The 11,954-nt window shown below is 74.6% G+C and carries 9 protein-coding genes; 6 read left to right on the top strand and 3 right to left on the bottom strand.

The window, feature by feature from the left end; translation table 11 throughout:
- Positions 1-10: 10 nt before the first annotated feature.
- The 6 genes from VLK66_RS23460 to VLK66_RS23435 all read left to right on the top strand — a co-directional run bounded on the left by VLK66_RS23460 (position 11) and on the right by VLK66_RS23435 (position 8,322).
- Positions 11-790 (top strand): class I SAM-dependent methyltransferase, encoded by a 780-nt coding sequence (locus VLK66_RS23460; RefSeq protein ID WP_325311925.1) that lies wholly within the window; start codon positions 11-13, stop codon positions 788-790.
- Between the two features lie 533 nt (positions 791-1,323).
- Positions 1,324-3,081, top strand: coding sequence for a carbamoyltransferase family protein (locus tag VLK66_RS23455; protein ID WP_325311924.1), 1,758 nt, complete (start codon positions 1,324-1,326; stop codon positions 3,079-3,081).
- Positions 3,068-4,219, top strand: a complete 1,152-nt coding sequence (locus tag VLK66_RS23450; protein ID WP_325311923.1) for a glycosyltransferase — start codon at positions 3,068-3,070, stop codon at positions 4,217-4,219. The genes VLK66_RS23455 and VLK66_RS23450 overlap by 14 nt, the downstream gene beginning before the upstream one ends.
- 4 nt (positions 4,220-4,223) lie before the next feature.
- Complete coding sequence (gene asnB / locus VLK66_RS23445) at positions 4,224-6,194, top strand: asparagine synthase (glutamine-hydrolyzing) (protein ID WP_325311922.1); 1,971 nt, start codon at positions 4,224-4,226, stop codon at positions 6,192-6,194.
- Positions 6,191-7,075, top strand: coding sequence for a class I SAM-dependent methyltransferase (locus VLK66_RS23440; protein ID WP_325311921.1), 885 nt, complete (start codon positions 6,191-6,193; stop codon positions 7,073-7,075). The genes asnB and VLK66_RS23440 overlap by 4 nt, the downstream gene beginning before the upstream one ends.
- Entirely contained in the window at positions 7,072-8,322 is a 1,251-nt protein-coding gene (locus tag VLK66_RS23435; protein ID WP_325311920.1) for a glycosyltransferase, read from the top strand. The genes VLK66_RS23440 and VLK66_RS23435 overlap by 4 nt, the downstream gene beginning before the upstream one ends.
- Before the next feature lie 448 nt (positions 8,323-8,770).
- Here the strand turns inward: VLK66_RS23435 and VLK66_RS23430 are convergent, their stop codons facing one another.
- The 3 genes from VLK66_RS23430 to VLK66_RS23420 are packed head-to-tail and all read right to left on the bottom strand — an operon-like array spanning position 8,771 to position 11,684.
- Complete coding sequence (locus tag VLK66_RS23430; RefSeq protein WP_325311919.1) at positions 8,771-9,736, bottom strand: GNAT family N-acetyltransferase; 966 nt, start codon at positions 9,734-9,736, stop codon at positions 8,771-8,773.
- Positions 9,733-10,410 carry a sugar transferase gene (locus VLK66_RS23425; protein WP_325311918.1) on the bottom strand — a complete coding sequence of 226 codons (678 nt, stop codon included), beginning with the start codon at positions 10,408-10,410 and terminating at the stop codon, positions 9,733-9,735. Before VLK66_RS23425 ends, VLK66_RS23430 begins: the two co-directional genes overlap by 4 nt.
- On the bottom strand, positions 10,410-11,684 hold the full coding sequence (locus tag VLK66_RS23420; RefSeq protein ID WP_325311917.1) for a glycosyltransferase family 4 protein: 1,275 nt from the start codon (positions 11,682-11,684) through the stop codon (positions 10,410-10,412). The genes VLK66_RS23425 and VLK66_RS23420 overlap by 1 nt, the downstream gene beginning before the upstream one ends.
- Between the last annotated feature and the right edge of the window lie 270 nt (positions 11,685-11,954).

Genomic DNA, 11,954 nt, shown 5'->3' with positions numbered 1-11,954 from the left:
ACCGGTGACGATGACCCACCCTTCCGCCCCGGCGGCCTCCGAGCAGTTCCTGAAGTACGACGAGCAGGGCGCCTACCACTGGCGCCTGACCTACGAGGGCGGCTGGCGCCGCTCCAGCCCCGGCGCGCACGCCCGCTACGACGTGGCGCTCGGCCGGGTGGCGGCGCGCGTGGACCTGGCCGGCGCCCGCGGGCTGGACGTGGGGTGCGGCGACGGGGTGATGCTGTACAAGATCTCCCTGCACGGCGGCCGCGCCGTGGGCATCGACATGGAGCAGACGGCGCTGCGGCTGGCGAGCGGGAAGCTGCGCGAGCACGGGGCCGCGGGCGTCGAGGTGGCGCGCGCCTCGGCGTACGCGCTTCCCTTCGCCGACGGGGCGCTGGACTACGTGACCATGGTGGAGGTGCTGGAGCACCTGGACCGCCCCGACGCGCTGCTCGCGGAAGTCCGCCGCGTGCTGCGGCCCGGCGGCGTGCTGGCGCTCACCACGCCGCACCGCCTTCCCACGGGCGAGCCGCAGGACCCCTACCATTGCCAGGAGTACTCGGGCCCCGAGCTGCGCGAGCTGATGGAGCGCTATTTCTCCTCCGTCGTCGTCGAGGGGCAGTATCCCCGCCGCTTCAGCCGCGCCTACCGCGACGGCGTGGGGGTGCGGCCGCTGGACCTGGCGCTGCGCTCCGGGGTGAAGGTGGTGTCCACCCTCGGCTACAACCCGTTCCTCCGCTGGACCACGGAGCGCCCCTCCTTCGCCTGGGAGGGACTCGTCGCGGTGGGGACGCGCGGGAAGTAGCGCCCGCTTCCGCAATCCCCGATTGCACTCCTGGCCTGCGGGGGAGCGCGATCGGGGGATGGATCGCGCTTTCCTGATCGCCGCTTTCCGCGATCTCCATACACGCTGTTCCTTTCCTTCCAGCCCTGCTGCCGGATGATCGGCGGCGGGGCCGTTCGGTTTGGGGGGATTCGACATCTCCCGGCCAGGAGAGACGTGACTCTCGCGGAGGACGCGGAGACGCGGAAAAACACGGCAGTTCTCCGCGCCTCCGCGTGAGATCCGACGATCGTCCCGACGCACCGCCACGCGGGCACGCGCGACGAGGGAGATGCGGGCGATCCACAGGGAGATTCGCGTACTCCGGGAAGGATGGAGGGTGCGTGGGAATCCATGCGCGCCGCCGCCGTTGCCGTTCACGCGTGGAGCAACATATGTTTTGCCGGGCGATGTGCTACCGTGGAGTGTGGCAGGCATAAAGCATGCGTTTGTAGCCGCTGCACGGCTTTCCCGCCGCGCCGCCCCGTCCCCTCTTCCCCTGCAGGTGCAGACCGATGGTGATCCTTGGCATTTCGCCCCCGGCGCACGAGTCGGCCGCGGGGCTTGTAGTGGACGGGACGGTGGTCGCCGCGGCGGCCGAAGAGCGGTTCACGCGCGTGAAGAACCAGGGCGGGATGCCGCGCCAGGCCATCCAGGCGGTGCTGGACCTCGCGGGGATCGGCCCGCGCGACGTGGACGCGGTGGCGCTGCCCTGGCTGGCGCCCCGGCGCGAGCTGATGCTGAACGCGCGCAACTGGGCGCGCAACCTGCCCTTCGCGGCCACGTCGGGGGCGCCGCTGCGCGAGCGCGGCGCGCACCTGGCCAACTACACGCGCAACATCGTGCGCGACCCCAACTGGGCGTCGGGGCGCCGCTTGGAGCGCGAGATCACCCAGCCGCTGGTGGAGATGGGGCTGGCGGGGCGCATCCATTACGTGGACCACCAGGCCGCGCACGTGGCCAGCGCCTACTTCTCCTCGGGGTTCGACCGCGCGCTGGGCGTGTCGCTGGACGGCTACGGGAGCGGCGCGGCGGGGTCGTTCTACCTGTGCGAGGGCGGGCGGATGCGGCTGCTGCAGAGCATCCCCTATCCCCACTCGCTGGGCACCTTCTACCGCCGCGTGACGCAGGCGCTGGGCTTCAAGCCCAACCGCCACGAGGGGAAGATCGTGGGGCTGGCCGCCTTCGGCGACCCCGAGGTGCTGGGCCCGCGCGTGCGCGAGGGCTTCGACGTGTCGCGCGACGATTACTACCGGCTGAAGACGCCGCAGGACCCGTACGGCGCGCGCCGGCTGGCCGGGCAGTACTCGCGCGAGGACATGGCCGCGGCGTACCAGACGGTGCTGGAAGAGGTGGTGCAGCGCTACGTGGCGTTGTACCTTGCCCGCCACGGGCTCACGCACGTGGTGGGCGCCGGGGGCGTCTTCGCCAACGTGAAGATGAACCAGCGGGTGATGGAGATCCCCGGCGTCGAGAAGATCTTCGTCTACCCCGCCATGAGCGATGGCGGCGTGGGCACCGGCGCCGCGCTCTGGCTGGCCGCCCGCAGCGACGGGCTGATGCCCCGCGCGCTGGACCACGTGTACCTGGGGCCGGGGTTCACCGAGCGCGAGATCGAGGCGGCGGTGCGCGAGAGCGGCCTCCCCTTCGAGCGCGCCGCCGACCCCGACGCCGAGGTGGCGCGGCTGGTGGCCGAGGGGAAGGTGGTGGCGCGCTTCGACGGGCGGATGGAGTACGGCCCGCGCGCGCTGGGTAATCGCTCGATCCTGTACTCGGCCACCGACCCCACCGTGAACGACTGGCTGAACCGGCGGCTGAATCGCACCGAGTTCATGCCCTTCGCGCCCATGGCGCTGGCGCACCGCGCCGGCGACCTGTTCCACGGGGTGGAGCGCGCGCGGCACGCGGCCGAGTTCATGACCGTGACCTTCGACTGCACCGACCGCATGAAGGCCATCGCGCCGGCGGCGGTGCACGTGGACGGCACGGCGCGGCCGCAGCTGGTCACGGAGCGCTCCAACCCGGGTGTGTTCCGCATGCTGGCCGAGTACGAGCGGCTGACGGGAAGCCCCACGGTGATCAACACCAGCTTCAACATGCACGAAGAGCCCATCGTCTGCACGCCGCGCGACGCGGTGCGCGCCTTCATGGACGGCCGCCTGGACGTGCTGGCGGCGGGGCCCTTCGTCGTCCACCTGAACGGACGGCCCGGCGAGCGCGCGGGCGGCGAGCGCATGCGCACCGCCGCGGTCGCGGCCGGTGCCGGAGCCTAGAGCGGAGGAGCGGCTGCACGTTCTCTTCTTCACCGCCTCGCTGGGGGGCGGCGGGGCCGAAAAGCACCTGGTGAGAGTGGCCAACCACCTGGACCGCGGGCGGTTCCGGGTGTCGGTGGCGGTGGCGCGCGGGGGCGGCTCGTACGAAAGCGAGCTTGCCCCCGACGTGGCGTTCCACCCCCTTCCCGGGGGGCGGATGGCGCGCGCGCCGCTGGCGCTGCGCCGCCTGGTCCGCCGGCTGCGCCCCGACCTGGTGTGCTCGTTCATGGACCACGCGAACTGCGTGGCGCTGGCCTCCACCGCCGGGCTGCGCGGCGCGCCGCCCGTGGTGGCCGGCGTGCAGGTGTCGCCCGCGATGGAGTTCCTGCGCGACCCAGACTGGCGGCGCCGGGCGCTGCTGCGCGCCATCCGCGCCCTCTACCCGCGCGCGGCCGGGGTGGTGGCCATCTCGCGCGGCGTCGAGGACGAGGTGGCGCGGGTGGTGCCGCGGGTGGCGCCCCGCATCCGCGTGATCTACAATGCCGGCGTGGACGACGAGGTGATGCGCCTGGCCGCCGAGCCCTTCGAGCCCCCGCCGGGCGAGGGGCCCGTGGTGCTGGCCTGCGGGCGGCTGACCGAGCAGAAGGGCTTTTCCACCCTGCTCGATGCGTTCGCGCTCCTGCGGCGCACCGTCCCCGCCGCCCGGCTCTGGCTGGTGGGCGAGGGCGAGCTGCGCGGCGAGCTCACCGCGCAGGCCGCGGCGCTCGGCATCGCCGACGCGGTGTGGATGCCGGGCTTCCGCGCGAACCCGTACCAGCTGATGCGCGCGGCGGACGTCTTCGCCCTGTCGTCGCTCTGGGAGGGGTTCGGCAACGTGATCGTGGAGGCGATGGCGGTGGGCACCCCGGTGGTGGCCACCGACTGCCCGCACGGCCCCGCCGAGATCATCCGCGACGGCAAGAGCGGGCTCCTCATCCCCCCGTCGGACGCGGGGGCGCTGGCCGGCGCGCTGGCGCGGGTGCTGGGCGACGGCGCGCTCGCGGGGCGGCTGCGCGAGGCGGGGCGGGCGCGGGCGAACGACTTCGCGGCGCCGGCCATCGCCGCCGGGTACGGGCGGTTCTTCCAGGCCGTGGCCCACGGCCACCTTCCAGCGGAGTAGGACCATGTGCGGGATCTGCGGGCGCGTGGGGCGCCCCGAGCCGGCGCGGCTGCGCGCGTCGACGGAGGCTCTCGAGCACCGCGGGCCGGACCAGCTGGGCGAGTGGTGCGGCCCCGCGGCCATGCTGGGGCACCGCCGCCTTTCGGTCATCGACCTGTCGGACGACGCGCGCCAGCCCATGGCGAACGAGGACGGCACGGTGCGCGTGGTCTTCAACGGCGAGATCTACAACTTCCAGGAGCTGCGCCGGCAGCTGGAGGGGCGCCACCGCTTCCGCTCGCACAGCGACACCGAGGTGGTGGTCCACGGCTACGAGGAGTGGGGGATCGAAGGGCTGCTGCGCCGCGCGTCGGGGATGTTCGCCCTGGCGCTGTGGGACGACGCGCGCGGCGTCCTTCACCTCGCCCGCGACCGCGTGGGGAAGAAGCCGCTGTACTACGCCGAGGACGGCGGCGGGCTGGCCTTCGCCTCCACCCTTCCCGCGCTGCTGGAGCTGCTCCCGGCGGCGCCCGAGGTGCGCCCGGGCGCCGTGCGCGACTTCCTCCACTACCTGTGCGTCCCCGGCGAGGGGAGCTTCGTGGAGGGCGTCCGCAAGCTTCCCCCCGCGCACCGCGCCGAGTTCCGCGGCGGCACTTTGTCGATCCACTCTTACTGGAGCCTGAGCTTCGCCCGGCAGGAGCGGCGCTCGGAAGAGGAGTGGCTGGGGGCGATCGACGGCGAGGTGCGCGCGGCGGTGGGGCGCCGGCTGGTGGCCGACGTGCCGATCGGCGCCTTCCTGAGCGGCGGGGTGGACTCCAGCCTGGTGGCGGGGGTGATGGCCGAGCTCTCGCCGGGGAAGGTGACCACCATCTCCGCGGGGTTCGAGGAGGCGGGGTTCAGCGAGCTGGAGCACGCGCGCCGCGTGGCCCGCCACCTGGGCACCGACCACCACGAGCACATGGTCCGCGCCGACGCGGCCGCCGTCCTCCCCTGGCTGGTGTACGCGGCGGGGGAGCCGTTCGGAGACGCGGCCACGCTGCCGACCATGTACCTGTCGCAGGCGGCGCGCGAGCACGTGACCGTGGCGCTCACGGGGGATGGCGGGGACGAGCTCTTCGCGGGGTACCCGGGGCCGCTGCTGGCGCGCGCCGCGTCCACCTACATGCGCGTGGTGCCGTCGGCGCTCCGCCGGGGCGCGCTCCCGGGCGCGCTGCGCGCGGCGGAGCGCGCCGGGGGCGCGGCCGCGCGGGCCGCCCGGCGGCTGCGGCGGCTGGCGGAGCCGGCGCGGGGGGCGCGGCTGGAGTGGGTGTTCGATCCGCTGGCCGAGCGCGGCTTCCGGGGCCGGCTGGACGGCTTGCTGGAGCCGGATTTCGCCCGCCGTCTCCCCGCGGGCGATGCGGACGCGCACTGGCTGGACGCCTTCGCGCGGGCGGACGGGCCGACGGACGCCGACCGGGTGCTGGCGGCCGAGATCGCCACCGTCCTTCCGGACCTGATGCTGGCCAAGGCCGACGTGGCCAGCATGGCGTACGGGCTGGAGCTGCGCAGTCCGCTGCTGGACCCCGCGCTGATGGAGCTGGCCGCGCGCATCCCCGCGGGGGTGAAGCTGGCCGGGTGGGAGCCCAAGCACCTGCTGAAGCGCCTGGCCGCGCGCTACGTTCCCCGCGAGGGGATCTACCGGCGCAAGCAGGGCTTCGCGGTGCCGGTGGGCGCGTGGCTGCGTGGGCCGCTGGGGCGCGCGGCCGCCGGGGTGCTGCTGGACGACGCGGCGGCGTCGCGGGGATTCTTCCGCCCCGACGCGGTGCGCGCGCTGCTGGACGCGCACCGGAGCGGGCGCGAGGAGCACGGGAGCCGGATCTGGCTCCTCCTTCTTCTGGAGCTGTGGATGCGGATCTTCATCGACCGGACGCTGTCGCCGCACGACCGGCTGGACGTGCCGGCGCGCGCTTCCGGCGTGCAGGTGGCGGTGGCGGGCATGGGAGGACGGGCGGGATGAGCGAAGCCAACGACGCGCGCTGCCCGGTGTGCGGGGGCGCGGCGCTGAAGCGCTACTTCGGGCTGGACGGGTGGACCTTCGCCGGGTGCCGCGCCTGCGGGCACCACTTCGGGCACGGCGGCCGGGAAGAGGCCGAGGCGCTGGGCGACCTGTATCACCACGACTACTCGGGGTTCCGCGACGATCCGGTGTTCCAGCGCTCGGTGCGCGAGCGCATCGCGCAGGACTTCGTCCCCCGCGTGCCCGCCGGGGGCGCGGTGCTGGACGTGGGATGCGGCAACGGCGAGTTCCTGGCCGCCGCCGCCGAGGCGGGGTATCGCCCCTTCGGCATCGACCTCTCTCCCGCGGCGGCGGAGCTCTGCCGCGCGCGCGGGCTGGACGCCGTCTCGGGCGACTTCCTCAGCGCCGACCTCCCGGGCCCGTTCCAGGCGGTGACCATGTGGGACGTGCTGGAGCACCTTCCCGATCCCACCGCCTTCGCGCGCCGCGCCCGCGAGCTGCTGGCGCCGGGCGGGGTGCTGGTGATGAAGGTGCCCACGGTGGGGGCGTGGGCGTTCCGGGTGGTGGGCCTGGCCCCGCGGCGGCTGGCGGGCTCGGTGCTGCAGGCGCCCGCGCACATCCAGTTCTTCACCCGCGAGTCGATGGACCTGCTGGCACGCAACGCGGGCTTCGCCGGCGTGGAGCAGCGGGCGATTCCCGGGATGCGCGGCTCGCCGCCGGCCCGGCGGTCGCTGCTGCGGAGCGCCAAGCGGGCGGTGCTGCGCGGCATCCAGCGCGTGGGCGGCCGCCAGCAGATGTACGTGTGGATGACGGCGCCGGGCGCCCGCGGCGACGCGTCACCCGCGGAGCGGCGGGAGCGGGCCGGGGTGGTGGGCGGGTGAGCACGCGGGCGCCGGCGCGCTCCGCGCCCGCGGAGGCGGCCGCGGCGCCGGCTCGGCCGCGCCGGGCACTGCACGTGGCCACGCTCTCGCTGGCCATCCCCCGGCAGATGCTTCCCATCGCCCGTGCCCTGGTGCGGGATGGGTGGGAGGTCGACATCGCCTGCGGGCGCGGCCCCCACGTGGCGGAGCTGGAGGGGACCGGGGTGGGCTACATCCCCGTGGAGTTCTCGCGGAAGATGGGGTCCGCCCGGCACCTGGCCACGCTGGCGCGCCTGGTGGGCGTGCTGCGGCGCGGGCGGTACGACGTGGTGCACCTGCACGGGCCCATCCCCTCGCTGCTGGGGCGCCTGGCGGCGCGGGCCACCGGCACCCCGGTGCTGCACCACGCCCGCGGCACCTTCTTCACCGACGGGCTGGGCGGGCGCGCCGACCCGCTGCTGCTGTGGCTGTACCCACGGCTGGAGCGGATGCTGGCGCCGTCCACCGGGTGGACGCTCACGCTGGGGGCCGAGGACGCGCGCTACATGGTGGAGCGCGGCCGCCACCCCGCCGAGCGCGTGACCTGCCTGGGGGTGGGTGGCTGCGGGCTGGACCTGCAGGCGTGGAACCCCGGCCGCTTCGACGCGGCCGCGCGCGAGCGGCGCCGCCAGGAGCTGGGGGTGCCGCCGGGGGCGCGGGTGGTGGGGTTCGTGGGGCGGATGGTGGCCGAGAAGGGAATCCTGGAGCTGGTGGAGGCGTTCCGCGAGGTGCGCGCCGCCGGCCGCGACGCGCACCTGGTGGTGGTGGGCGGCGTGGACCCCAGCGAGCGCGACAAGGAAACTGCGCGCGAGGTGCACGAGCGCGTGGCCCGCTACGGGCTGGAGGGCGCCGTGACCTTCGCCGGGCTGGTCGACGCGCCGCAGTCCACCGTGGCGGCGTTCGACGTGCTGGCGCTCCCGTCGTACCGCGAGGCGCTGGGGCAGGTGCTGCTCGAGGCGGGGGCGATGGGGATCCCCGTCGTAGCCGCCTCGAACGCTGGGACGCGCGCGGCGGTGATCGACGGCGGCACAGGGCTGCTGGTGCCGCCGCGGGACGCCGGCGCGCTGGCCGCCGCGCTGCTGCGCCTGCTGGACGACCCCGAGCTGGCCGCGCGGATGGGCGCCACGGCCGCCGCCCGCGCGCAGGAGCACTCTCGCGAGCGCTTCATGCGCACCGTGCTGGAGGTGTACGACCGCCTCGCTCCGCCCGACGCGTCCGCACGGCACTGAGGCGGCAGGTAGATGGACGAAAGAGCGCGGCAGGGGAAAATCACCCCTTTCGCGCTCTTCGCGTTTGAAAAGAATCGTAATCGTCTCAGGCAGAGTCGAACACGCGCCTCGCGCGACCCAGATGGATGAAAGGGAGGGCGTCCTCGGGAGCCGAAACCGTTGCCGAGCCGAACAGCCTCGCGCGGTTTGCGAGGCTTCCCGTAGTTGTTGCTGCGGCTTCAGCCGGTGAGGGGGGCCGGCTCGCGCAGCTCCGGTCCTCTGCGTGAATGATAACAATCCGGCGAAAGAATCCGTGCATCTCGCCGAATCACGTGCTGCCGCGCCGATAGATCCTTCGGCCTGCAACCTCTTGTATAGATACTGGTTACGGTGTGGTCGGCCTCAGGATGACGTCGGGTTGATGCGGCGCGGATTCTCGAACTGAATTCCCGGATTCGGTATGAGTTCCTCAGGGCGACCAGCGATGGAAGGTGTGGCTGAAGCCGGCGATGCGGAAGCCGGAGCGCTCGTACAGCCGCACCGCGCCCAGGTTGTCGATCTGCGTCCCCACCTCGGCCGAGCCGGCGCCCTGCGCGGCGAACCAGCGCAGCGCTGCGGCCACCAGCCGCCCGCCGACGCCGCGCCCCTGCGCCGCTGCGTCCGCCGCCACCAGCTCGATCACCCCGTGCGGGCGCGGGAGCGAGGCGCTCCGGCGGCGGTCCATGCGGCAGGTGATGAATCCCTCCACCGCGTCCCGCTCGTCCCGCCCGACCAGCACCGCGTCGGCCCGCCCCGCCAGCGAGTTCTCGATCCAGCGGACGTAGACATCCTCCGCCCGCGCGGACGGGATCCGCGGATCCGCGTGGAAGTGACCGGTGCGGAAGCCCCGCGCGATCCGCCGCAGCGCGTCCAGGTCCCGCTCCTCCGCCGCATCCACGCCGCGCGCGGCATCCTCCGGCGCCTCCAGCCGCTGCGTGGCGAAGGTGACGAGGGTGTCGGCCAGGCGGAACCCCGCATCCTCCAGCGCGGGGACGGCGCGGGCGTCGCGCGCATCGGCGCGGAGGACCAGGAGGCGCGCGCCGGAGGCGTCCGCCTCGCGCACCGCGCCTCCGACCACCGCGCCGATCCGCATCGCCCCCGCATCGTCCCACCCGCCCCAGGAGAGGACGGAAACGCGCGCGGAGGGGACGCCGAGCACCTCGCTGTCCCACGGCAGCGGCGTCCATCCGCACACCGTGCCGGCGTCCGCATCCCCCGCCAGCAGGAGGCGGGCGCCCGCCTCCGCATCCGCGGCGAGCGAGGCCAGCGCCAGCTCCGCCTGCGCCGCCGCGGAGAGCCCCGCCGCGCGGTCCGGGTGCTCGCTGGCCCAGCGCTCGATCCCCGACGCGATCGCGGGAAGATCGCCCGGCGCGAGTGCGCGGAGATCGGCCGTCACTTGCGTCCGTCGCCGGGCGTGGACGTGTGGGCGTAGATCCCCTCCTGGCGGACGACGTTCCGTAGCGTACGCCCCACGATGCGCAGGTCCATCCCCGGGGAGAAGCGCTCCACGTACTCCGCGTCCAGCTGCAGCCGCTCGGGCCAGGGAAGCGCGTTGCGCCCGGAGACCTGCGCCAGCCCGGTGATCCCCGGGCGCACGGCCAGCTTGGCGCGCTCGCGCGGTCCGTAGTACTGCGCGTGGAAGGGAAGGTCGGGGCGGGGGCCCACCAGGCTCATGTGGCCCAGCAGCACGTTCAGCAGCTGCGGCAGCTCGTCCAGGCTCAGCCGGCGCAGGACGCGCCCCACGCGGGTGATGCGCGGGTCCTGGTCCGAGGTGCGCACCGAGCCGTCGGGGTTCAGCTCCATGGCCCGGTCGCTTCCCGGGCGCATCGTGCGGAACTTGAACATGCGGAAGGTGCGCCCGCCCTGCCCCAGCCGCTCCTGGCGGTAGAACACCGGCCCGCCGCCCTCCACCCGCACCGCCACCGCCAGCACCGCCAGCAGCGGCGAGAGCCCCGCCAGCAGCACCGCCGAGCCGGCCACGTCGATCGCGCGCTTGGCGGCCGGCCAGGCACCCCGCGGCGGCGGCGCGACGGGCGCGCCCTCGTCGGGACGGGCGGGCGGCGCGCCCATCACCGGATCCCGTCGTACACGGCCATCACCCCGTCCACGTACGCGCGGGTGGAGAACAGCCGGTGCACCCGCTCGCGCCCGGCCTCGCCCATCTTCCGGCGCAGCTCGGGGGAGCGCAGCAGCACCTCCAGCGCGCCGGCCAGCCCCGCGGGGTCCGAGGGCTCGCACACCAGCCCCGTCACCCCCTCCTCCACCTGCTCGGGAACGCCGGCGATGCGGGTGCCCACCACCGGGAGGCCGAAGACCATCGCCTCCAGGTGGGTGCGCGGAAACCCCTCGTTCCCCCGCACGTCCACCTCCTCGCCCGCGATGACCGCGCGCTCGTGGCTCACCGAGGGGAGCACGGCCACGTCGGCCGAGGCGTAGAACGCGAACGGGTCCGCCTGCCACCCGGTGAAGGTCACGTTGTCGACCCCCAGCTCGGCCGCGAGGGCGGCCAGCCACGCGTGGTACTTCTCGTACCCCTCCACCATGTCGCCCACGCACACGAACGCCACCCGCTCCGCCCAGCCGCGGTCGCGCAGCAGCGCCGCCGCCCGGAGCAGGTGGTGGAACCCCTTGAACGGCACCACCGACGCGAAGCAGGCCACCACCGTCACGCCGCGCCCGCGCAGGTGCTGCAGGAAGGGGATGGGGGATTCGGGGCGGGGAAGCTCGCGGATTCCGTTGTACACGGTGACCGCCTGCTCGCGCCCCCGCGGGGGAAGGGTGCGGCGGACGCCCTCGGAGACGGTGATCAGCCGCCGGGCGCCGTGCACGAAGGCGCCGCGCGCCAGGCGGCTGAAGGGGATCTCGCCGCGCACGTGGGCGACCACGGGGCGCCGCGCAAGGTGCGCGGCGGGGCCCGCCATCAGCGCGCCGCGCGGGTCGTTCACGTGCACCAGGTCGGCCCCGGTCTCCACGATCAGCCGGCGCAGCTTCAGCGTGAAGGGAAGGAGCTCGGAAAGGGCGATGCGCATGCGCTGCAGCCGCGAGGTGCGCATCAGCCCGCGGCCGTACGTGCCCAGCGACCCCCCGGGGGCCAGCACCGTGCAGGGGATCCCCGCCTGCCGGTAGCTGTCCGCCACCTGCCCCTCGCCCGCGATCACCACGAACGGGCGGATGCGGGGGGGAAGGTTGCGCACCAGCTCGAAGAGCGAGCGGTTGGCGCCCGCCATCCGCTGCGGATAGGCGATGAAGTACAGCACCGTCCGCGTGGCCGGCGCGGACGCGGACGCGCGCGCCGGCGGGGCGCCGGCGCGCGGGGCGGGGGTCACGGGTGTGGAGGTGGGCACCGGCGCCGCTTTACTTCCGGGCGATGGCCACCAGGTGGCCGGCCAGCGGAACGTGCCAGCGGCTCCCCGACACCTTCTGGTCGAAGCCGTCCAGCGCCCGCCCCACCATGCGCCCCAGCCCGCGGTTCAGCTTGTAGGCGATGCGCACCGGCGCGAACACGCGGCCGCGCATCTCCACGTCGCCGGCGCCCAGCTCCAGCAGCTCGCGCCGCACCTCGCCGGGGGTCACGAACTCGGTGGGCACCGGGCCGGTGCGGCCCAGGGCCTTGG

This window comes from Longimicrobium sp. (assembly GCF_035474595.1).
GTDB lineage: Bacteria > Gemmatimonadota > Gemmatimonadetes > Longimicrobiales > Longimicrobiaceae > Longimicrobium.
Note: the sequence above shows the minus strand (reverse complement) of the source record. Positions and strands in the feature narration are given on the sequence as shown.